Consider the following 21608-nt stretch of genomic DNA (forward strand, 5'->3'; position numbering starts at 1 on the left):
TACGTTCCGACCCCTGATCGCCACCCCCACGCGGGGTGATGCGGCAGGGGTCGAACCGTACCCGGTGCACCCGCATGCGGCGCGACGAACACCGCAGATACCGCAGCCGCAGATGTTGCACGCACCCCGCGGGGGAACCACCGCGCACCCGTCAGAACCCGCAGAACGACAGCCAGCGAACAACTCTCGAGAACGGAGACGCCCGTGAGCGAACCCCGCACCTGGCGCGATGCCGCCCTCATCCTCCGCACTCAAAAACTCGGCGAAACCGACCGCATCATCATCATGCTCACCCGCGACGGCGGAATCACCCACGCCGTCGCCAAGGCCGTGCGCAAACCCACCTCCAAGTTCGGCGGACGACTCGAACCGTTCATGCACACCGACCTTTCCTTCAGCCGCGGCCGCACCAACCTGCACACCATCACCCAGGCCGCAACCCTGCACGCCTACACCGGCCCCATCATGGCCGACTACGCCGCGTACACCTGCGCCTCCACCATCGCCGAACTCGCCGAAGACCTCACCCAAAACAGCGCCGGAACCACCGAACTGTACACGCTCACCCACGGGGCATTCGCAACCCTAGCCCACGCGCAGCACACCCCCCAGCGCGTGCTCACCCGCTACCTGGCCCGCGCCATGGACCGCTCCGGCTGGCCCCTCATCGGCGAACGATGCACCCGATGCGGCACCCCACTCACACCCGAAGCCACGGCTCGGGAGGGCACGGCGGAAGCCCCGGGCCGATATCTCGCCTTCCACACCGCCCACACCTACGGCCAGTACACCGTCCTCTGCCCGAAGTGCGCCCCCGCCACCGATGCGCCCCTCACCGCTCTCACGGCCGAAGACCTGGCCTACGCGCTCGCCGCCGCCAGCCCCAACCCGAGCGCCTGGGAAACCATCGACGCCGCACCCCGCGGAACCGCCGATAAAATCCTCAAACTCTACCTCGCCACCACCCAAAATCTGTTGGAGCACCCTCTCAAAACCCTCGGGGCGCTTGAGGCGGAAACCCCCGCAAAATAAACCCCGAAGCGCCCGCCCATGCGCGCCGTGCCACGGTAAAATAGCTAACAGCACGCCAGGTTTATATCTGGCGCATATCTAGGCAAACGACCCCGGGGGAGAACCCGCCAGGGAAGAAAGGCACACATGGCACGCACCCAGCCCGTACCCCCGCCCCCGCATCCCACCGGGGCAACCCCGCCGCCGATTCCGAAGAAGTTCATTCCGCAGCACGTCGCCGTCGTCATGGACGGTAACGGACGCTGGGCCAACGAACGCGGCCTGCCCCGCACCGAAGGTCACCGCGCCGGCGAGGCGGCACTGCTGGACGTCGTCGCGGGCGCCATCGAAATGGGCATCCCCTACGTGACCGCCTACGCCTTCTCCACCGAAAACTGGAAGCGCTCGCCCAGCGAGGTTGCGTTCATCATGCGTTTCTCCACCGAGGTGCTGCAGCGCCAGCTGGCAACCCTCAAGACCTGGGGTGTACGCATCCGCTGGGCCGGTCGCCGACCCAAGCTGTGGAAGAGCGTCATCGAAGAGCTCGAGCTCTGCGAGCGCGAAACCATCGACAACACCGTCTGCACCCTCACCATGTGCGTGAACTACGGCGGCCGCGCAGAAATCGCCGACGCGGCCGCAGCCATCGCGGCAGACGCAGCCGCGGGCAAGCTCAAGCCCGGCAGCATCACCGAAAAGACCATCCAAAAGTACCTGGACGAACCCGACCTGCCGGATGTTGACCTGTTCCTGCGTTCCTCCGGTGAGCAGCGCATCTCAAACTTCCTGCTCTGGCAGAGCGCCTACGCCGAGTTCGTCTTCATGAACGTGCTCTGGCCCGACGTCGACCGCCGCACCCTCTGGGAAGCCGTCGAAGAGTACGCGCGCCGCGACCGCCGCTACGGGGGCGCAGTCGACGCCATCGCCACCGAGTAGGCCGACCACTAAGCCCAGGCGTTAGCGCCCCAACGCGACGACCCGGTTCGCCGCCCACAAACCACCCACACCTCCAACACTAGGGAGAACAAATGCGCATCTACCCGACCTTCTTCAACATCTTCTTCAAGGGCATGGACCCCGAGAAGGCACACCACATCGGCTTCTGGGGCGTGCAGACCCTGCGCAACGTCGGCATCACCCGCGCGCTGCGCAAGTACTTCCAGCCCGCACCCGAACTGGCAACCACCGTCATGGGCATTACTTTCCCCTCGCCGTTCGGCCTGGCCGCGGGCTTCGACAAGGGCGGCAAGGGCATTGCCGCGCTGGCTGGTATTGGCTTCGGCCACGTTGAGATCGGCACCATCACCGGCCAGGCGCAGCCCGGCAACCCGCAGCCGCGCCTCTTCCGCCTCGTCGAAGACAAGGCCGTCATCAACCGCATGGGCTTCAACAACGACGGTGCCGCAGCGGCAGGCCCGCGCGTAGCCGCCGCCCGCGCAGACCTCGAAACCGAATACCGCGGCGTCGTACGCCCCATCATCGGCGTGAACATCGGCAAGACCAAGATCGTGGAACTCGAGAACGCCATCGACGACTACCTGATCTCCACCCGCACCCTGGCACCGCAGGCAGACTACCTGGTCGTCAACGTCTCCTCCCCGAATACCCCCGGCCTGCGCACCCTGCAGGCCATCGAATCCCTGCGCCCGCTGCTCACCGCCGTGCGCGAGGAGGCAGACCGCGTCAGCCCCAACCGCCACGTACCCCTCACCGTTAAGATCGCACCCGACCTGGTCGACGAGGACATCATCGAGGTGGCGGCCCTGGCCAAGGAGCTGAAGCTGGACGGCATCATCGCCACCAACACCACCATCGCCCGCGAAGGCCTGGGCCTGACCAGCGATATGACCAAGGTCAAGGAAATCGGTGCCGGCGGCCTCTCCGGCGCGCCGCTGAAGCCCCGCTCCCTCGAGGTGCTGCGCCTGCTCAAGCGCGAAATCGGCGACGACCTCGCCATCATCTCCGTCGGCGGCGTGACCACCGCCGAGGACGTGCAGGAACGCCTGGACGCTGGCGCCGACCTGGTACAGGGCTACACCGCCTTCCTGTACGAGGGCCCGCTCTGGGCGGCACACATTAACCGCGGCCTGGTGAAGCTGCGCCGCGCTCGCCGCTAGAAGGTTTGCAGGCGGGAGCGTTATGCTTCCCGGCGCGCTGACATGGCGTGTTGACTTGGCGTGCTGAAAGGGGGCACCGTTCTCTACCCGTAGGGGGGTGGATGCGGTGCCCCTTTTGCGTTTCTGCGCGGGCAAACAGCTCGCGTAATCGGACGGACCACCGCCGGACAACAACCGGGCAACAACCGGACGATGGGAATAGACCAATAACGGGTTCTAGGCGCGCACCCCCGCATAATGGAGGTAGACGGGAAATCATGCACTACAACGATGTGGAGGACCACCCATGACCCCCAACGCGCTGAACCGCCGCTCAATGCTGACCGGAGGCACACTCATCAGCCTCAGCACCCTACTCGCCGCCTGCGTGCCGCACGACATCACAACTGCAGGAGACGGATCCACCGCCTCCGGCAAGCCTGCCACCAACAGCAGCTCGAGCCGTAGCGCCAGCAACAACACCGGTAGCGGCGAATACCGCAAGGCAGATGCCAAAGGCCCCGCCCAGAACGTCCCCAAACCCAACGCCCCCGAAGACGGCTACCGCGCAAAGACCCCCGACGGCCTCCTCAAAACCATGGACGCCTGGAACCAATGGATTAACTACGGCGTCCAAACCGGTGACTACAGCAAAGCCCGCGAATTCCTCTCCACCTCAAACGACGGAGAACTCAAAATCTACCGGGAAATAGAAGCGCTCTACCAGCGCGGCGGATGGGTCATCGACGGCATCGAATACTTCAAACCCGCCGGCATACCCAGGACCGACGACCATCAAAGCTACTACCTGGAAACCAACCACGAATGGGACAAACACACCGAGGTAGAACCCGACGGCCGCCAAGAAACCTGGAACAGCGACAAGGAAGAAGAAATCTACACGTTCGCCCTCGAACACCGTGACGGCAGGTGGCAGATCCTCTACTCCCGAATCGAAGCCTAGTCGTACCGGTATCCAGCCACGACATATACGTCCAGAAGCCACATACGTTTCGAAAAGCCACCAAAGAAGTAGCTTCTCGAAACACATGTGGCTTCTCGCGTAAAAGGCCCAGAACGTAAGAGGGTAAGGAGAGTTTAGCGGGCACAAAAATAGGGGAGAGGCCCGAGAATACTCAGGACCTCTCCCCAAGCGCCTATAAGGCACTTAACGACTTAGTGCGGGTACTCGCCGTACTTCACCATCGGAACCGGACGGCGCCAACGACGAACCATCATCACACGGTTAAAGGTGTACATACCACCACCGCGCTGAACCTCGCCAAATTTAGCAATCAGCTTCTTCTTCAGGCCACGCCACAGAATGAAATAATCAATCACCCACAGCAGCATCGCGGCATACATCGCGTACACAGAACCGTAATAAATCGAAACGCCAACCTCGGACGAACCCGAAACACCCTGACCGATCCAGCCGCCAACCAGCAGAACCAACAGAACAATCAGCATGAAATCGCCCAGGTTACGGCGCGCATCCACGTAATCACGGATGTAACGACGCTGCGGACCCTGATCCACAAGAGGCAAGAAACGCTGATCACCGCCACGCAACGCCTCATTCTGACGAGCACGAAGCTTAGCGTTATCCTCACGCTCACGACGACGAAGCTCAGCGCGCGCCTCACGATCATTCGCAAGCGCACGATCACCGCCGCCCACCAGAGGCCTATGACGAGCCGCCTCCCGCTCCTTACGCGAAGGAGTCGGACGGCCCTTCTTCGGGGTAAACTTCGGATCAACCGGAGCCTGCGGCTCCTCTACAACCTGCGGCTGAGCAGCTTCAGTCTCAGCCTTCTTATTCTTACGACCAAACACCCTCCCATCATACCCGACACACACAGATACACCCCCTCCACAACAAAACCACGTCAGAGCCTGAAACACCACAGCCCCACCCCACCGCAAGACCCCGAATAACACACCCCCACACCCCGCGATGTAAGGTAGAAACATGACTACTGAATTCACCCACCACAGCGCCCTCAACGACGCAATCAACGAACGATTCGAAGCCACCCTACAAACCCTCACCGACCTCGTCGCCATTCCCTCCATCGCCTGGGAATCCCACGACCTCACCCAGGTCGACCGCAGCGCAGAAGCAGTCGCCGCACTCGCCCGCAAGGCAGGCTTCGACAACGCACGCATCGAACGCGCCACCTACACCACCGCCGACGGCACCGAAAAGCAGGGCATGCCCGCCGTCATCGCCCAGCGACCCGCCGCCGAAGGCTACCCCACCATCCTGCTCTACGCCCACCACGACGTACAGCCCGCCGGCAACCTCGACCTCTGGAACACCGAACCCTTCGTCGCCACCCACAAGGGCGACCGCCTCTACGGCCGCGGCGCAGCAGACGACAAAGCAGGCATCCTCGTACACCTCGCCGCGCTCGCAGCCATCAACGAAACCCTCGGCGATGACTTCAAACTCGGCGTGAAGCTCTTCATCGAAGGCGAAGAAGAAGCAGGCTCACCCTCCTTCGTCTCCTTCCTCAACACCTACCGCGACGAACTATCCGCCGACTACATCATCGTCGCAGACTCCGCCAACTGGCGCGCCGGCGTACCCGCACTCACCACCAGCCTGCGCGGCGTCGCATCCGGCGACATCGAAGTACGCGTCGGCAGCCACGCCATCCACTCCGGTATGTTCGGCGGCCCCATGCTCGACGCACACACCCTCATGGCACAGCTCCTCGCAACCCTGCACGACGCCACCGGCGCCGTAGCCGTCGAAGGCCTACACCGAGCCCCCGAACCCGAACTCGAATACGCCGAAGCAGACTTCCGCAACGACTCCGGAATCCTCGACTCCGTACCCCTCGCAGGCACCGGAACCGTCGCCTCCCGCCTGTGGACCCAGCCGGCCATCTCCGTCATCGGCATGGACATCCCCTCCATCGCAACCTCCTCCAACACCCTGGCAGTCCTCTCCCGAGCACGCATCAGCACCCGTCTCGCACCCGGCGACACCCCCGAAAACGCACACCGCGCGCTCGCCGAGCACATCAAGGCCCACGCCCCCCACGGCGCCGAGGTCAGCTACACCGCCGTGGATTCCGGCATGCCCTTCTCGACCGAGGTGGACGCAGACGGTGCGCAGACCGCCCTGGACGCCATGCGCGCCGCCTGGGACCTGGAACCCGTACAGACCGGCATGGGCGGCTCCATTCCGTTCATCGCCGACCTGAAGCAGACCTTCCCGCAGGCACAGATTCTGGTCACCGGTGTGGAAGACCCCGACACCCGCGCCCACAGCGCCAACGAGTCCCTGTACATCCCGGACTTCAAGAACGCAATCCTGGCGGAGGCACTGCTACTCAGCGCACTCGGCACCCGCTAGGCGCTGAAGAAGCGTCTCCAAAGCACCGCGGCGCGCCGGACACCAACCGGCCCACCGGCGCGCCGCGGCAATGCGGAATACCGCGGCGAGATACCGAAGCGGGGGAGTAGCGCCCCCGCAACGGTCGCGATACTGCAATTGCGATACAGAGGCGGGGTGTCGCGGTAGGGAACCGGCCAGCAGGCCCACCAATGAGTCCCCGAACACATCCACCCCCACCGTAAATTCGGTATCCTAGAAGCAGAATTACCGTGAAAGCCCACGCGCAAACGCTCACGCCCCCGGCGAACTACACACAACCCAGGTTGTGAAGAACTCACCCCGGCGCGTATCGTGAAGGCTAAAACACCCGAAACACCGCACACGGCCAACACGGGCAACCAACACAACAAAGGACAACACTCATGAGTGAAACCACCACCGAACTGCCCACCCACGGCGTCACCCTCACCGAAGTCGCACAGGCCAAGGTCCGCGCACTCCTCGAACAGGAAGGCCGCACCGACCTGCGCCTGCGCATCGCCGTCCAGCCCGGCGGCTGCTCCGGCCTCATCTACCAGCTCTACTTCGACGAGCGCGTCCTCGACGGCGACGCAGTCCGCGACTTCGACGGCGTAGAGGTCATCGTCGATAAGATGAGCGCACCCTACCTCGACGGCTCCACCATCGACTTCGAAGACACCATCGAAAAGCAGGGCTTCTCCATCGACAACCCCAACGCAGCAGGCTCCTGCGCATGCGGTGACTCCTTCCACTAAACCGAAGACACCCCGGCGCTAAGCACCACCAAGGTACATCACGCCTAGTAAACCCCCGTCTCGCATACTGCACCCAACCGTGCAGATACGCGACGGGGGTTTTACACTTAAAACATGACTACGCACGAAATCACCTGGAAATACATCCTCAACCAACTGGTTAAGCACCAGAACCTCAGCGACACCGAAGTCGCCTGGGCCATGGACCAAATCATGACCGGCCAAACCGAACAGCCGATCCTCGCGTCCTTCCTCACCGCACTACACTCCAAGGGCGAAACCCCCGAAGAGCTCGGCGCTCTCGCAGCCGGCATGATCGCCAAAGCCGAGACCGTCGACATCGACCCCCACGCCGTAGACATCGTCGGCACCGGCGGCGACCAGCAAAACACCGTCAACATCTCCACCATGGCCGCCCTCGTCATCGCAGGAGCCGGTGCAACCGTCGTCAAGCACGGCAACCGCGCCTCCACCTCCAAATCCGGCTCCGCAGACGTCCTCGAAGCCCTCGGAATCCGCCTCGACATGCCCATTCCCGCCGTCGCCGAGTGCGCTCGCGAGACCGGCATCACGTTCCTGTTTGCCATGACCTTCCACCCGGCCATGCGCCACGTGGGCCCGACCCGCCGCCTGCTGGGTATTCCGACCGCGTTCAACTACCTGGGCCCCATGACCAACCCGGCCCGCGTGAAGTCCTCGGCAATTGGCGTGGCAAACCCGGTCATGGCTGAGAAGATGGCTCACGTCTTCGCCGAGCGCGGCGATCACGCCCTGATTTTCCGCGGAGACGACGGCCTGGACGAGCTGACCATCGCCACCACGAGCCGCCTGTGGGAGGCTGTAGACGGCAAACTGACCGAGTACCGTTTTGACCCGACCGAGTACGGCCTGCAGAACGCACCGCTGGAGCAGCTGCGAGGCGGCGACGCCGAGTACAACGCGGGTGTGTTCCGTGCCATTTTGGCGGGGGAGGGGGAGTCCCCGAAGAGCCCGCTGCGCGCCATTCACGACGCCGTGCTCATCAACGCGGCCGCAGGCCTGGTGGCCTACCGCCCGACCAACGGCGAGAGCTTTGAGACGCGCTTCACTCAGGCCCTGGCCGATGCGCGCGAGTCCATTGCATCCGGTGCAGCGGAGCGAGTGCTCAACGCCTGGGTAGAGTTCAGCGAAAAGCACGCGGAGGACTAGGGAATTAGTAGCCAGAGGCGAGAGCCTCGGGGCTGATTTTAGAAGCCGAGCTGAGAAGGGCTAGGAGCTCTGGAAGCCGAAAGGCCTAGAAAATCAAAGACAGGCACTCGAGACGAACAGAGTGCACCGAAGGGTGCGGGGTCTCGGGTGCCTGTCGTTTACCGGGATGCGCCGCAGGGCGTGAACGGTCAGGCGTTCGAACGCATAGCTGCTGCGGATTGAGGAAGCTGAAGCGCGCGGAGTTCAGAGCAGTGGACGAGAACAGCGTAGTCGCACCACGAGGAGCACGGGCTCAATTTGCATCGGTCAGAGCGTGCCAGCCAGAGCGTAGAAAGCACCGGTGAGCATCCGGTGGGGTAGTGAAAAATAGGTCTACTTTACATAATGTATATTATCGGCTTTTTAGGGAGATTGATGAATACTCGATTCTGCCTTGTTGAACGCCGTCTTAACACTCGATGTATTCACCCGCATTTTCCGTCATAACCCATCCCCGCAGGCGCCCCACCTGACATAATGGGCGTAAGCCGCCGAGACATTGATGACTCAGAACCCGGTACGTCCGAGACGTGTTGAGTTCACACCCGCGCGGCACACATTCCGAAACTCCGAAGGAGGAAACATGGATTGGCTCTTCGAGACACCCTGGACGCTCTGGGTTGTTCTCGCCCTCGCCTTCGCCGTTATTGAGATGCTCAGCCTCGACCTGTTCTTTCTCATGCTGGCGATCAGTGCAGGCATTACCGCGGCAATATCGCCCTTCGTGGATAACATGCTCATCCGAACCGTTATTTTCGTAGTGATCTGCCTGATTCTGGTTCTTGGCCTGCGCCCGCCGCTGCTCAAGAAGCTCAACCGGTCGGCCGGTAACACCGCCACCAATGTCGAGGCACTCATCGGGTCTGAGGTGCGCATCACTCAAGATGTGACTAGTGAAAGCGGTTTGGTTGTACTGGCCGGCGATACATGGACGGCGCGTACCGTATCCGGAACGCTCCCCGCGGGAAGCCTCGCGAAGGTCAGGTCCATTGATGGTGCCACCGCAATCGTAGAGCCTCTCCCCCACAGCTAATACCCACCTGAATACCGGCTCTAGAAGCAGATTCAGATACCCAAAAACACGCCATATAACACACCGATAAGGAGAAATAATGCCTATCAGCCTTATTCTGACGGTCCTACTCATCATCTTCGTGCTGACGATGCTCGCCAAGACCGTGCGCGTCATCCCGCAGGGACGAGCCGGCATCGTCGAACGACTGGGTAAGTTCCGCGCCGTTCTCAAGCCCGGCCTGCACATCGTCATCCCCGTGGTTGACCGCGTGCTGCCCCTCATCGACCTGCGCGAACAGGTGGTGTCCTTCCCCTCGCAGTCCGTGATTACCGAAGATAACCTCGTGGTCGGCATCGACACCGTCGTGTACTTCCAGGTCACCGACCCCCAGGCCGCAACCTACGAAATCACCAACTACATTCGCGCCGTGGACGAGCTGACCAGCGCAACCCTGCGTAACGTCGTTGGCGGCCTGAACTTGGAGCAGACCCTCACCTCCCGCGACCAGATCAACGCGGAGCTGCGAGGCGTACTCGACTCCACCACCGGCCGCTGGGGCCTGCGCGTCTCCCGCGTGGATATCAAGGAAATTCAGCCTCCCGTGTCCATCCAGGACTCCATGGAGAAGCAGATGCGCGCTGAGCGTGACCGCCGCGCAGCAATCCTCACCGCAGAAGGCCAGAAGCAGTCTGACATTCTGACCGCCGAGGGTGAATCCCGCGCCGCCATCCTGCGTGCTGAGGGTGAAAAGCAGGCACAGATTCTGCGTGCAGAGGGCGACGCACAGTCCGCCATCCTGCGCGCAAACGGTGAGGCCGAGGCCGTGCAGAAGGTCTTCGCCGCCATCCACGAGGCCAACCCCAGCCAGCAGCTTCTCACCTACCAGTACCTGCAGACCCTGCCCAAGCTCGCCGAAGGCGACGCCAACAAGCTCTGGTTCATCCCGACCGAGCTCGGCGATGCACTGCGAGGCCTGGGTAACGCGTTCGGCACCCTGCCCGCATCCAACCTGGCGGATGCACCCGCAAAGTCCTCCGCCCCGAAGGCCGAGGGTCAGAGCTACGGCATCAACGGCTAGCAGGCACCTAAAAAATTCATAGGGTTCAACCCCTGCACAGTGGGCGGGCGGAGACTATTACCGATATAATGGATGTTTTGTAAACGTTCGAGGGAATAGCTCTCCCCCGCCCAACGTTATACCTGAAGCGCCGCCCGGCGCACACGACGGACACTGGAGGAAAAATGAGCGATCGTAGCCTGCGCGGTATGCGCCTGGGTTCCCAGTCGATGGAAACCGAATCGAACGTGCAGCCGGCACCCCGCCAGCGCGTCGAGTACCGCACCGCAGACGGTGACCGTGTTTTCGTGACTTTCGCGGCCGAGGCAGAGATTCCCCCGGTCTGGACCGCAAAGTCCGGCAAGGAGGCCTTCCTGGTCAACGGTGATTCCACCGCCAACGCCGAGGATGAGAAGCCTGCACGTACCCACTGGGACATGCTCATGGAGCGTCGCAGCATTGAAGAGCTGGAGAAGACTCTGGAGGAGCGCCTGGAGTACTACCGCAACCACTTCGCGGTCTAAGGAACGTCTAGATACGTTAGGGGGCCTTTCAGCGGCATGTGAGCCGCCGAAAGGCCCCTTTTGTGTACCCCGGATGCCTTCCTGCCCGTCATGTGCGAGAGGCGTTAGGGGCTCTCAGAGGATTCCAACAGAAAGGGGCCGGGGCGGATGCTCGTAATGCGCATCCGACCCGGCCCCTCATATGAGGTTGGGTTATGACCCGGGACTACTTCTTGCCCAGGGCCTTCTTCAGCTTCTCCGCGTGGCTCTTCAGGCCCCAGCGGGTCACCTTCGACATCGAATCGAAGATGATGTTGCCGTCCATCTTCGAGGCGCCCACCTCGCGCTCAACGAAGGTAATGGGCACCTCGACAATCTTCAGTCCAGCCTGCTCAGAACGCCACGCCAAATCCACCTGGAACACGTAGCCCTTCGAGTCAATACCCTCAAGGTTCAGACGCTGCAGGGCCTCGCGGCGGTACGCGCGGAAACCTGCGGTGATGTCCTTGATGGAGGTGCCCAGTACCATACGGGTGTACAGGTTAGCGCCGCGCGAGAGAATCTGGCGGTGAGCCGGCCAATTCTTCGTCTTGCCACCCGGCACGTAACGCGAACCGATGGCCAGATCGGCGCCCGCCTCAACGGCGCGCACCAGGGAGGGCAGCTGCTCGGGCTGGTGGGAGCAGTCAGCGTCCATCTCAATCAGAATCTCGTAGCCTGCCTCCAGACCCCAGTCAAAGCCCGCCAGGTAGGCGCCGCCCAGGCCGTCCTTAACGGTGCGGTGCAGAACGTGAATCTGAGGGTCCTTGGCCGAGAGCTCGTCAGCGATCTGGCCGGTGCCGTCGGGGCTGTTATCATCCACCACGAGAATATCTACCTCGGGAGCTGCCTTGCGAAGACGCTCCACCACAACCGGTAGGTTCTCCTTTTCGTTATACGTCGGGATGACAGTCAGAACGCGCATAATACTCTCTCACGTGTGCATATAAAACGGGCAGTGTAGATTTCCAGTATACCGGTTAACTATGTGAGCGACGGTACGCAATGGGGTATCTGGGTATTTCATTTCCTGTAAAAGGTGGTGGACTAGCCGAAAAAATTATTTACTTTCAGTGTAAATAGACTCAAGAACGGGTAGGGGCGAGTCGTCCTCCAGGACCGGAAGCAGCGGAATCCGGGCGCGAGGGTCGGTGCTCCACGAGGCAACGCGCGAATCCGGAGCCTGAACCATCAGCGCCTCCACACGCCAACGCGTCACGAAGGCCGGGGTATCCGGCGCCAGCTGGCCCATAAACGGGTTCTCCTCATGCGCCAGACGGTACACGCCGCGGGTCAGCGCCGCAAACGCGCTACGTGCAGACACGCCGTGCTCATCGTTCACCAGCGCGCGCACCAGGGCCCACGCACCCGGCGCAAACAGCTGGGTATCGGAACCCAACGCAATCGAGGTGCCCGCAGCGTTCGCGCGGCGCGCAACCGAAGCCACCGACTCCTGGCCCTCTCCCCCGGCGGCCAGCGTGGCCAGCGCCTGCACAGCCTCCTCGTCCTCGTCAGACTCCGGCTCGCACACGCTCAAACCCAGGTGCACGCGGCCCTCGGCCAGTTTCTGCAACCACTCATCGCTAATGGGATCCTGAGCCGTGCTGTACGCTGCGTCCAGGCGAATCGGAAGCCACGGACGCTCCCCACGAATCGACAGGGCGGCCTCAGCGGCGGTAGCAAAACCTGCGGAAGCGTCAATCGACAGAACCAGCGCGGCGTCCTCAGCCACCTGGGCGTAGCGCTCCGCCAGCCCCGCGGGAACGTGGATACCCGTCAGCGACAGACCCGGCAACGCGCGCGGGCCCTCGGTCAGCGGACGCAGCGCCTTAATTGCGCTCACCAGCTCCTCAAGGTCGACGCCCGCCCGCTCACGGCCCTCAACCCGCGGGCCCGAAGCATCAAGAATCAGACGGATATCCGCCGGGCCGTGCTCCTCGATGTTGTGGCGCAGGGCCGACACCAGATCCGCCGCATCATCCATGGAAGCCAGCAGGGTGTGGGTGTGGTAACCCACGGCGCGGTAGACATCCAGGTACTCGAGAATCTCGACGGGCTCCTTACCGCCCACCGGCGCCAGGGCGCGAGCAAAAGCGGGAGTCAGCAGGGCACCGTCGAGCTCCACCACCTCGGTGGACTCATCGGCAATCGAATGAGCACCCGCATCAGAACCAACCCAGCGGACGACGCCGTCCTCCGTCAAAAGAGCCGTGGCATAGGGGTCGACGGGGCTGTACACGCTACCGTCCACAAAAATACGGGTGGCCATTGTTAATCCTTTCGCCATTGAGCGGAACGCTGGAACTCGGGCCCGGGGCGCATCCGCCAACGCGGCGGAACACCCCAACAGGCCCTAGTCCGAGTATAAAAGCACCCCGGGGGCTGCGGTAGTATGTGCATCCTTTCACGACAAAGAATGACCCGCGCCCTCCGGGGGTATCGAATGATGGAACGGCGATGGCGGCGGGGAGCACCCCAGCCCCCGCAAGAGGCACGCCGCGAGCGCGTTAGACGTCCAGCGCCACAACACCGCGGCGTACTGCCTCGATGGCCTCCTCACAGCGAGCGCGGATGACCGGGTCCAGGGATCGGATGTGCGCGATCTGGTCTAGGGCGTCCAGTACCTGCTTTGCCCAGCGGACGAAGTCGCCGGCGGCGAGGCCGGTGTCTTCGATTGCCTTTGCGAGGTGGGCGCCGTTTGCCCAGGCGTACATGGGTTCGACCAGGCCGAAGTCGCAGGCCGGGGTCGGGTCGACCTTGAACTGTTCTTCTGAAGCGTTGAGGTCGGCGAGGCGCTGCGTGATGGTGGCTATGGGTGCGCGCAGGGAGGGGTGCGGGTAGTGAGCCAGGTATTCTACCGCGTCGCGTTTGCCCTGGTAGGTCAGTGCGGCGACGGTTGCGGCGATGGCGGCGGGTGACAGCCCGTCGAGGAAGTGCGCGTCTAGGCACAGGGCGGTGAGTAGGTCGCGTTCGCCGTAGATGCGGCGTAGGGCCTGGCCACCGGTGGTTAGCGACAGTTCGCCGTTTTCGGTGCGTTCGACGTAGCCGTAGCTTTCCAGCAGGCGTGCGATGCGGTTGAAGACCTGGGCGATTGTGTTGGTGCGGCGGGCGATTTGGCGGCGCAACCCTTCGGTTTCGGAGTTGAGTTTCTGCCAGCGTTCGGCCCAGCGCATGTGGTTTGCGCGGTCGGAGCAGCCGTGGCACGGGTGGTTGCGTAGCTGCGCCTGTAGAGCCTCCAGCTGCGCGTCGATGCTGTTTTGGCGTGCCGGGATGTTCTGCTGTGCGAGCGCACGCGGGGCGCGGCCGTCGTAGAGTGCCTGGCGCATGCGGCTTGCGGTGTCGCGGCGTTCCTTGGGGGTTTTGAGGCTTAGGCGCTTGGGGATTTTGATGCGTGAGACCGGTTCGACGGCGCCTTCGAAATCGCGGGTTGAGGCGGTGCGCTGGTGCGCGTCCTCGGTGACGATTCCGATGCGGGGGTCGGCGTGCGAATCGGAGCGGGTGATGACGACCGCGTAGCCGCGGGAGCGGCCGTGCGGGATGTAGATGATGTCGCCGGGCAACAGCTGCTGGATGCTGTGGTGTGCCTGCGTGCGGGCGTGGCGTTCGTTGCTCTTGGAGGCTTTCTTTTCTAGTTCGGCGATTTGGCGGCTGAGCTGTACGTATTCGGTGAAGTCGCCCAGGTGGCAGGCCATTGCTTCGCGGTAGCCTTCCAGGGCGTTTTCGTTTTTGCGTACGCGGGAGGCGATGCCCACGACCGACTTGTCGGCCTGGAACTGTGCGAAGGAGGATTCCAGGATTTTGCGGGTGCGTTCGGCGCCGTAGGAGGCGATGAGGTTTGCCGCCATGTTGTAGGTGGGGCGGAACGAGGAGTTCAGCGGGTAGGTGCGGGTTGAGGCGAGGGTCGCCACGTGTTCCGGGGACAGGCCGGGGCGCCATATGACGACCGCGTGGCCTTCGATGTCGATGCCGCGGCGGCCGGCGCGTCCGGTCAGCTGGGTGTATTCGCCGGGGGTGATGTCTACGTGGGATTCGCCGTTGTACTTGGTGAGCTTTTCCAGGATGACGGTGCGTGCGGGCATGTTGATGCCCAGTGCGAGGGTTTCGGTGGCGAAGACCAGCTTGACCAGGCCCTGGGTGAAGAGAGCCTCCACGACCTCCTTGAACAGGGGTAGCAGGCCGGCGTGGTGTGCCGCGATACCGCGAATCAGCCCGTCGCGCCATTCGTAGTAGCCGAGGGTGTTCAGGTCGCGGGTGTCCAGGTGTGCCGTGGCCTCCGCAATGTAGGCGCGGATGGTCTGCTGCTGTTCGGGGGTGGTGAGCGTAATGTCGGCTGCCACGCACTGGCTGACCGCGCCGTCGCATCCGGCGCGGGAGAAGATGAAGCAGATGGCGGGCAGTAGACCCTGCTTGTCGAGGGCGCGGACCATTTCGGGGCGGGTGATGCGCTGGGGGCGCAGCGGTGCCTGTTCGCCGCGCTCACCGTCTGAGTAGCGGCGCGTGCGGTCTGAGCGGCCGCGCTCGCCGCTGCTGAAGGTTTCGTTGAGCCAGCCTTCGCGGCGGTGGCGGAAGCGTTCACGCTTGCCGCCGTAGCGGCCGCGTCCCGGGCCGGAATGGAAGCCGGGGCGTAGTGCCTTCAGCTGCGGGTTCAGGCGCAGGCCGGCCAGCAGAGGGTTGGCGCCCGCCTCTACGGATGCGCCGCGCTGCTTGGCCTTCTGCGTCTTCTTTGCCTGTTTGCGGGAGAGCTGCTCCTCCGGCTCCTGGTTTTTGCCGTTTTTGCCGTGTGCCGAGTTGTCCTCGGGCACGAAGAGGTCTACCACGCGGTGGCCGACCATCATGTGCTGCCACAGGGGCACCGGGCGGTGCTCGGAGACAATGACGTCCGTGCCGCCGCGCACCGTGTCCAGCCAGGCTCCGAACTCCTCGACGTTCGACACCGTAGCCGACAGGGAGATGACGTTCACGTGCTCGGGAAGGTGAATAATCGCCTCTTCCCACACCGCGCCGCGGAAACGGTCCGCCAGATAGTGCACCTCGTCCATGACCACGTACCCCAGGCCGTTCAGGGTGGTGGAGTTGGCGTAGAGCATGTTGCGCAGCACCTCGGTGGTCATCACGACCACGGGGGCTTCGGTGTTGATGCTCGTGTCGCCGGTCAGCAGGCCCACGTAGTCCTCGCCGTACGCGCGCACGAAATCGTGGTACTTCTGGTTGCTCAGCGCCTTGATCGGGGTCGTGTAGAACGCCTTCATGCCGCGGCGTAGCGCCAGGTAGATGCCGAACTCGCCCACGATGGTCTTACCCGCGCCCGTGGGGGCGGCCACGAGGACGGAGCGGTCCGCCTCCACCGCGGCGCAGGCCTGACGCTGAAAGTCGTCCAGCGGGAAATCCAAGGAGGCCTCAAACGCGCCCAGGGCGCTCTTGGCGTATGCGGAGCGCTCTCGGGATGCGGCGTAGGCGGCGGCGTAGTCGGTGCCGGTCTGCTCGTTAGAAGCGGTAGAAGTGTGTGCGTCAGAAGTGTGCTGTGCGTGGTGCTTAGTCATGGTACATCCAGTGTAGCGGCTGGCCTGCCGGCGCTCGGCTCGAAGCGGCGGCTTCCGGCAGATATCAGGTACGGGCGAACACACGGGTGAAAACACGGGTGGCACGCGGCGGCTCGAGCCCGACCGCGAGCGCATCCGGCGCGCCTTCTGGGCTTTGGGGCCGTCCGGGGGCGGGTATGCGGAAAGGGCGGGGCGCAGAAGGTGAATCTGTGCCCCGCCCTTTCGGCGAGTACCCGTGATGTGGTGTTCCGTCAGGAACGTTTAGGAGGTTTTTTCTTCGTCGAAGTAGCCCATCTTGGCCAGGTCGTCGGCGCTGGTTGCGGTGTTCAGGGTTGCTTCGTCTGCGCCTTCTGCCAACTTGGCGAGCTTGCGGTCGCGGCGCTTGTCGTTGAACATGCAGATGCCGATGGCCGCGAAGAAGAAGATGAGCAGCGGCGCCATGAGGACGAACATCATCATGATGTCGCTGCCGGGTGCGGTCAGTGCCGCGATGACTGCGACGAGGACGACGACCCAGCGCCAAGATTTCAGGATGGTCTTACCGCGAATCAGGCCCAGCATGTTAATGCCGACCAGAATCACGGGGATGATGAAGGCGCAGGAGAAGGTGACGACGAACTTCAGGATGAAGGAGATGTACACGCCCGCGTCAATGTAGTTACTTTCGTTGACGGGGGTGAACTTCAGCAGTGCGTAGACGACGCCGGGGAGGGTGAAGTACGAGATGGCCACGCCGCAGCCGAAGGCGAAGATGGCTGCGGTGAGGAAGCCGAAGAGATACTTCTTTTCCTTGGTGTGTAGCGCCGGCAGTAGGAATCGCAGCGCCTGGTAGAGCCAGACGGGGGATGCAATCACCATGCCGATGTACATGCCGACCTTGAGCAGCTGGTCGAAGGGGGATGCAACGGAACCGTAGTTGAGGTTGGCGTTGCGGCCGGTTTCTGCGTTGATCTGCTGCAGGGGTGCGGAGATCATTTCGATGAAGGGCTGGTAGAGGAAGACCGTGCCGATGATGGCCGCGATGATGGTCGCGATAGCCGCCTTGATGAAGCGGTCGCGAAATTCGCGTAGGTGTTCCTTGAGTTCCATGCGCGCTTCAGGGTTGAGTTTGCGGTTGCGCACGTCCTGGTCGGGTGTTGCCACGGGGTGTCCTCTGGGTGTCTGTGCCTATGGTTGGCTGAGGGGTTTGGGGGCGGTGCCGCAAAACCCGTGCCGGCCGGTGGGCGGGCACGGGTTTGGGGCGTGGTGTGTTGAGACCGTTGGTTACTTGGTTTCGGTCTTGCCGTTGTCTACGACCTCGCCGGTGACGACCTCTTCACCGTTCTCTGCCTTGGTGGCGTCCTTCTTGGGGTCGCTCTTGGCGTCGTTCTTGAGGCCTTCGACCTCGGTCTTGAAGATGCGCATGGACTGGCCGAGGCTACGTGCCATGCCGGGGAGCTTGGGGGCGCCGAAGAGCAGGACGACGAGGAGGATGACGACGATGATGGTCGCGGGGTGGCTGAAAATCTGGCCCATGGTGTGCCTTTCTGGTTAGAGCAGGTCTCCGATGTTTTGAGGTTGGCCGAGTCGATCTCGTCGGGAGACCCGTCGCTTGATCCGCTCAGACCTGCGTGTCTGTTTGCCTTGTTCGTAGTTATTGTATGCCTCGGTGATGGGTGTGAATACCCCGAGGGTGGTGTCTCGCGGGAGTTTTCGAGTGGCGTTTGCTTGCGCGGTGTCGAATTGTCCCTCGATTGACTCGACCCAGGTAACGGTTTCGTCGAGTAGCGTGAAACCGCGAGTGAGTGCTTTGTAGGTGAACCATGCCAAGTAGAGGAGCGAGCAGATGATGAGCGCGCCCCATAGCAAAATCCAGAACCACCAAGACATGGGCACCATTATACAAGTTTTGAGGTGTTGTTTTGGTGGGGTGTTGATGTGTTCTGGGGGTTTTAGTCGTGTTTTTGCGGATGGGTGTAGGGTCTAGTTTTCTCTGGGCGAAGCGGGGTTGGCGTTGGCGAGGGCGGTGAGGTGCTCGAGGAGGGCGGCGCGCAGGTGCGCGGGCCCGGTGATTTCGAGGGATCCGCGGTGTGCAATGACGGTGTCGATGATGTTCTTATCCCCGGCGCCAGCGATGTTGTTGTAGTGCACGCGGACGTGGGTGGTTTTGGTGCCTTTTCGGGCGTGCTCGGCGCTGCGGCGCTTGTAGGTTGCGGTGAGGTTTTCGAGGGTTTCGCCGCCGGGGGTGTGGTCGGTGGGGTGGATGCGCAGATCGACGCTGGGGTTGGTGGTGGTTTTGTGCTGCTTGGCGTGCCAGTCGTTGACGGTGCTGTCGTGGTTGGGGCCGATGTAGTGCGGCTGTGCTTCGCCTGCGGGCGCGTAGCTGCTGATGCGGGTGAGGCGGAAGTTGCGCCAGAAGACAGGTTCGACGGGGGTGGGCTCGGCGCTGGTGGAATTGGTGGAGGCGCTCTCCCCCGCCGCGCTCGCGGGCTTCACGTTCTCAGCGGCAGGGCTCTCTGCGGCGGCGTCCTCAGACAGCGTGGCGAGGTGGCGTGCCTCGCTGGCGCGGCACCACGCGTGCAGGTAGAGGCGGTCACGGTGCAGGGTGAGCGCTACCGGGTCGACGACGCGTTCCGCGGCGCGGGTGCCGTAGGTGATGGTGAGGGCGCGTCCGCTGGCGAGGGCGGCGCGCGCCTCCTGCAACAGGGGGTCCTCGGGCGCGAAGAGCAGGTGCTTCGCGTAGTCGGTAGTGCGCGGGTAGGCCTCCGCGAGCGCGGCGAGGATCGCGGCCGGTCGCGGGTCGCCCGAGTACATCAGGTCGGCTGCGGAGAGCGTGAAGACGAGGATTGCCAGCTCGGTGTCGGTGAGGCGGGCGTAGTTGAGCAGGGTGAGGGACGCGGCGCCATCGTTGAATTCGGGGAGCAGGTTGAGACGGGCGGGGTTGGCTGCGTCGGGATCCTTAGCCTCAGAGTAGAAGGGTACCTCGTCGAATTCGTCGTAGATGGCGTTGATAATTTTGTCGAGCTTGGCTGCGTTGTTGTTGTCGACGCGGTAGAGGGGGTTGAGCTTGTTGAGGGGCATGGGCGTCTCGCCGTGGACGTCGGCCCAGCGGTCGGCGCGGTGCAGCGCGAGGATGAGGTCGTCGAGATCGTCGAGGGCGTCGTTGCGGGAACGCTGGGTTGTGAGGAACCACTTGGCGGGGGTTTCGGGTTCGCCGGTGTGCAGGGCGATGAGCTCACGCAAAAGTTCCCGCTGGGCGGTGTGGCTGTCCTGCTGGCGGCCGGTCAGGGTCTTGCCGGATGCGGGGTTCGCGTCGTGGTGCGGCTGGATGAGCCAGCCGGCGCAGGTGGCGTCGATGGCGCTGTCTACGGCGCCGTAGGAGGGCACGGTGAAGGGTGCGGCGGGGTCCTCGGCGCCGGGGTTGGGGTCGAGGACGGTGAGGGTCTCTTCGTAGCCGCTGATTTTCTTGAGGCGGGTGCGGGCCTCGTAGGCGGGGTTGATGGGTGCGGGGTCGATGCTTGAGAACACGTCGAGGCTTCGGATGCGGTCGGTGCGGTAAGTGTAGGTCTTGCGCTCTTCGGGGGTTTTGTCGCCGAGGGGAAAGTGCGCGACGAGATACCAGGAGCCGTAGCTGTAGATGAGGCCGGCGACGCTGACCTTCTCGTAGGTTTTGATGTCTCCACCGCTGCCCTGATAAGTGAAGTTGAGGGTCTTGCGCTGCGCGTAGGCGGTGAAGAGCTCGTAGAGGTGCGGGTCGTCGCTGAAGTGCAGGCGCTGGATGTGCTCGCGGTAGGCGTGCAGGTCGCGGGCGCGCTGCTTGACGGTTTTGGTGAGGGGCGGCTGGTTGTCCCGTTTGATCTCTTCGATTCGGGTGACGTTAGCCGCGGTGAGCGCCTCGTCGGTGAGGTGCTCGCTCGTGAGCGCAATCTTGCGCAGGATGCGGTAGGCCTCGTCCTGCAGTTCGGTACCTTCCCAGCCGCGCAGCTCGGCGTTGAGGAGGCGGAATTCTTCGGCGGTGGGGTTCCACGCGGTCAGCGAGGCGGGGGCTTCTGCGTTGAGGCGGTAGCGTCCGGAGGTGTCGGTGGTGAAGTGGGTGATGCGCGCGCCGGCGTCACGCAGGGTCTGCTTGGCGCGTTCGAAGGCGCGTTCGCTCGCCTCGGAGAGCGCGGCCCCCGGGGCGGAAGTCTTGATGCCCAGGAGGCTGAGGAACTCGTCGCGGCTGATGCCGTTGCGGCGGGTGGCTTCGTCGGGCGCCTCGGCGACGGTGGCGAGGCGGTTCAGGGTCATGAAAAGCTGAGCTGCGGTGGACATGGTTCCATCATACCGTGTGTGTTCCGCGGCACTTGCTTCGAGTCTGGGGCGGCGGCGGGAGGGATACGGAAGAGCCGTAGGAAGGGCGAGCCGGCATAGAAAGTCCACCGGCACGCGCCATCAACACGCATCCCCGGTGCGCAAAAGCCCGGCGCCTCTCCCCCGTCGAGGGTGAGACGCCGGGCCGAGTATCTCTTACGCAAAAAACGCGAGAACCTGGCTAGTCCTTAGCGAACGTCGAGCAGGTCCACCACGAAGATCAGGGACTCGCCGGGCTTAATGACCGAGCCCGCGCCGCGGTCACCGTAGGCCATGTCGGCGGGAATCTCCAGGCGACGACGACCGCCGACCTTCATGCCGAGCAGACCCTCATCCCAGCCGCGGATGACCTGGCCAACGCCAACCTGGAAGGGCAGCGGCTCGCCGCGGTTCCAGGAAGCGTCGAACTCCTCGCCGGTAGAGAAGGCCACGCCGACGTAGTGGGTGAGCACGCGGGAACCGGGAACGACCTCGGCGCCGGTGCCCTCAATCAGGTCGGTGATGACCAGCTCGGTGGGGGCGTCGCCCTCGGGGAAATCGATTTCGGGCTTTTCGCGGTCGAGCTTACGCTGGCCGAAAGACATGGTGGTCTCCTTTGATTGATTCGAAGTGATTCGAAATGGTGGGGTGCGCTCGCCGCCCATCTCATGTGGGCGGCGAGCGCGG

The 21608-nt window shown here is 63.4% G+C and carries 18 protein-coding genes; 10 read left to right on the forward strand and 8 right to left on the reverse strand.

What is annotated here, in order from left to right; genetic code table 11:
* Window positions 1-204: 204 nt before the first annotated feature.
* From recO to HMPREF2944_RS07015, 4 genes are all read left to right on the forward strand, one after another.
* Entirely contained in the window at window positions 205-1032 is an 828-nt protein-coding gene (gene recO / locus HMPREF2944_RS07000; RefSeq protein ID WP_070681868.1) for a DNA repair protein RecO, read from the forward strand.
* Between the two features lie 126 nt (window positions 1033-1158).
* A complete protein-coding gene (locus HMPREF2944_RS07005; RefSeq protein WP_070681871.1) occupies window positions 1159-1947 on the forward strand; it encodes an isoprenyl transferase in 789 nt (262 codons plus the stop codon).
* A gap of 92 nt (window positions 1948-2039) precedes the next feature.
* The gene (locus tag HMPREF2944_RS07010; RefSeq protein WP_070649418.1) at window positions 2040-3128 is read left to right on the forward strand and encodes a quinone-dependent dihydroorotate dehydrogenase; all 1089 of its coding nucleotides are present in this window, start codon (window positions 2040-2042) and stop codon (window positions 3126-3128) included.
* A gap of 286 nt (window positions 3129-3414) precedes the next feature.
* On the forward strand, window positions 3415-4071 hold the full coding sequence (locus HMPREF2944_RS07015) for a DUF6318 family protein (protein ID WP_070681874.1): 657 nt from the start codon (window positions 3415-3417) through the stop codon (window positions 4069-4071).
* Between the two features lie 212 nt (window positions 4072-4283).
* On the opposite strand, the gene HMPREF2944_RS07020 is transcribed toward HMPREF2944_RS07015, so the two are convergent.
* Window positions 4284-4943 (reverse strand): DUF3043 domain-containing protein, encoded by a 660-nt coding sequence (locus HMPREF2944_RS07020; RefSeq protein WP_070681878.1) that lies wholly within the window; start codon window positions 4941-4943, stop codon window positions 4284-4286.
* A 136-nt stretch (window positions 4944-5079) separates the two neighbouring features.
* On the opposite strand from HMPREF2944_RS07020, the gene HMPREF2944_RS07025 reads away from it, so the two are divergent.
* From HMPREF2944_RS07025 to HMPREF2944_RS07050, 6 genes are all read left to right on the forward strand, one after another.
* Window positions 5080-6474 (forward strand): M20/M25/M40 family metallo-hydrolase, encoded by a 1395-nt coding sequence (locus tag HMPREF2944_RS07025; RefSeq protein ID WP_070681881.1) that lies wholly within the window; start codon window positions 5080-5082, stop codon window positions 6472-6474.
* 404 nt (window positions 6475-6878) lie between these two features.
* A complete protein-coding gene (locus tag HMPREF2944_RS07030) occupies window positions 6879-7232 on the forward strand; it encodes a HesB/IscA family protein (protein ID WP_070649410.1) in 354 nt (117 codons plus the stop codon).
* A gap of 114 nt (window positions 7233-7346) precedes the next feature.
* On the forward strand, window positions 7347-8420 hold the full coding sequence (gene trpD / locus HMPREF2944_RS07035; protein WP_070681885.1) for an anthranilate phosphoribosyltransferase: 1074 nt from the start codon (window positions 7347-7349) through the stop codon (window positions 8418-8420).
* A gap of 622 nt (window positions 8421-9042) precedes the next feature.
* Window positions 9043-9492 carry an NfeD family protein gene (locus tag HMPREF2944_RS07040; RefSeq protein ID WP_049334182.1) on the forward strand — a complete coding sequence of 150 codons (450 nt, stop codon included), beginning with the start codon at window positions 9043-9045 and terminating at the stop codon, window positions 9490-9492.
* A 79-nt stretch (window positions 9493-9571) separates the two neighbouring features.
* The gene (locus HMPREF2944_RS07045; protein ID WP_070681887.1) at window positions 9572-10552 is read left to right on the forward strand and encodes an SPFH domain-containing protein; all 981 of its coding nucleotides are present in this window, start codon (window positions 9572-9574) and stop codon (window positions 10550-10552) included.
* Window positions 10553-10716: 164 nt separating this feature from the next.
* Window positions 10717-11055 (forward strand): RNA polymerase-binding protein RbpA, encoded by a 339-nt coding sequence (locus tag HMPREF2944_RS07050; RefSeq protein WP_049334184.1) that lies wholly within the window; start codon window positions 10717-10719, stop codon window positions 11053-11055.
* 205 nt (window positions 11056-11260) lie between these two features.
* Here the strand turns inward: HMPREF2944_RS07050 and HMPREF2944_RS07055 are convergent, their stop codons facing one another.
* The 7 genes from HMPREF2944_RS07055 to HMPREF2944_RS07090 form a co-directional block, all read right to left on the reverse strand.
* A complete protein-coding gene (locus HMPREF2944_RS07055; RefSeq protein ID WP_070681890.1) occupies window positions 11261-11998 on the reverse strand; it encodes a polyprenol monophosphomannose synthase in 738 nt (245 codons plus the stop codon).
* Between the two features lie 135 nt (window positions 11999-12133).
* A complete protein-coding gene (locus HMPREF2944_RS07060) occupies window positions 12134-13342 on the reverse strand; it encodes an amidohydrolase (RefSeq protein WP_070681893.1) in 1209 nt (402 codons plus the stop codon).
* 238 nt (window positions 13343-13580) lie between these two features.
* A complete protein-coding gene (locus HMPREF2944_RS07065) occupies window positions 13581-16613 on the reverse strand; it encodes a DEAD/DEAH box helicase (RefSeq protein WP_070681897.1) in 3033 nt (1010 codons plus the stop codon).
* Window positions 16614-16874: 261 nt separating this feature from the next.
* Window positions 16875-17756 (reverse strand): twin-arginine translocase subunit TatC, encoded by an 882-nt coding sequence (tatC, locus tag HMPREF2944_RS07070; RefSeq protein WP_070484405.1) that lies wholly within the window; start codon window positions 17754-17756, stop codon window positions 16875-16877.
* 120 nt (window positions 17757-17876) lie between these two features.
* Entirely contained in the window at window positions 17877-18128 is a 252-nt protein-coding gene (gene tatA / locus HMPREF2944_RS07075; protein WP_049334189.1) for a Sec-independent protein translocase subunit TatA, read from the reverse strand.
* Between the two features lie 447 nt (window positions 18129-18575).
* Complete coding sequence (locus HMPREF2944_RS07085; RefSeq protein ID WP_070681900.1) at window positions 18576-20903, reverse strand: helix-turn-helix transcriptional regulator; 2328 nt, start codon at window positions 20901-20903, stop codon at window positions 18576-18578.
* 227 nt (window positions 20904-21130) lie between these two features.
* Window positions 21131-21526 carry an FKBP-type peptidyl-prolyl cis-trans isomerase gene (locus HMPREF2944_RS07090; protein WP_049334192.1) on the reverse strand — a complete coding sequence of 132 codons (396 nt, stop codon included), beginning with the start codon at window positions 21524-21526 and terminating at the stop codon, window positions 21131-21133.
* Between the last annotated feature and the right edge of the window lie 82 nt (window positions 21527-21608).

This window comes from Rothia sp. HMSC072E10, from assembly GCF_001813965.1.
Lineage (GTDB): Bacteria > Actinomycetota > Actinomycetes > Actinomycetales > Micrococcaceae > Rothia > Rothia mucilaginosa_A.

Bases quoted from the DNA above. Each gene is read 5' to 3' on its own strand.
- HMPREF2944_RS07040 (WP_049334182.1), top strand. From the start codon at position 9,043: ATGGATTGGCTCTTCGAGACACCCTGGACGCTCTGGGTTGTTCTCGCC.
- HMPREF2944_RS07090 (WP_049334192.1), bottom strand. From the start codon at position 21,526: ATGTCTTTCGGCCAGCGTAAGCTCGACCGCGAAAAGCCCGAAATCGAT.
- HMPREF2944_RS07030 (WP_070649410.1), top strand. From the start codon at position 6,879: ATGAGTGAAACCACCACCGAACTGCCCACCCACGGCGTCACCCTCACC.
- HMPREF2944_RS07060 (WP_070681893.1), bottom strand. From the start codon at position 13,342: ATGGCCACCCGTATTTTTGTGGACGGTAGCGTGTACAGCCCCGTCGAC.
- HMPREF2944_RS07015 (WP_070681874.1), top strand. From the start codon at position 3,415: ATGACCCCCAACGCGCTGAACCGCCGCTCAATGCTGACCGGAGGCACA.
- tatA (WP_049334189.1), bottom strand. From the start codon at position 18,128: ATGGGCCAGATTTTCAGCCACCCCGCGACCATCATCGTCGTCATCCTC.
- HMPREF2944_RS07055 (WP_070681890.1), bottom strand. From the start codon at position 11,998: ATGCGCGTTCTGACTGTCATCCCGACGTATAACGAAAAGGAGAACCTA.
- HMPREF2944_RS07025 (WP_070681881.1), top strand. From the start codon at position 5,080: ATGACTACTGAATTCACCCACCACAGCGCCCTCAACGACGCAATCAAC.
- trpD (WP_070681885.1), top strand. From the start codon at position 7,347: ATGACTACGCACGAAATCACCTGGAAATACATCCTCAACCAACTGGTT.
- HMPREF2944_RS07010 (WP_070649418.1), top strand. From the start codon at position 2,040: ATGCGCATCTACCCGACCTTCTTCAACATCTTCTTCAAGGGCATGGAC.
- HMPREF2944_RS07085 (WP_070681900.1), bottom strand. From the start codon at position 20,903: ATGTCCACCGCAGCTCAGCTTTTCATGACCCTGAACCGCCTCGCCACC.
- HMPREF2944_RS07065 (WP_070681897.1), bottom strand. From the start codon at position 16,613: ATGACTAAGCACCACGCACAGCACACTTCTGACGCACACACTTCTACC.
- HMPREF2944_RS07045 (WP_070681887.1), top strand. From the start codon at position 9,572: ATGCCTATCAGCCTTATTCTGACGGTCCTACTCATCATCTTCGTGCTG.
- HMPREF2944_RS07005 (WP_070681871.1), top strand. From the start codon at position 1,159: ATGGCACGCACCCAGCCCGTACCCCCGCCCCCGCATCCCACCGGGGCA.
- HMPREF2944_RS07050 (WP_049334184.1), top strand. From the start codon at position 10,717: ATGAGCGATCGTAGCCTGCGCGGTATGCGCCTGGGTTCCCAGTCGATG.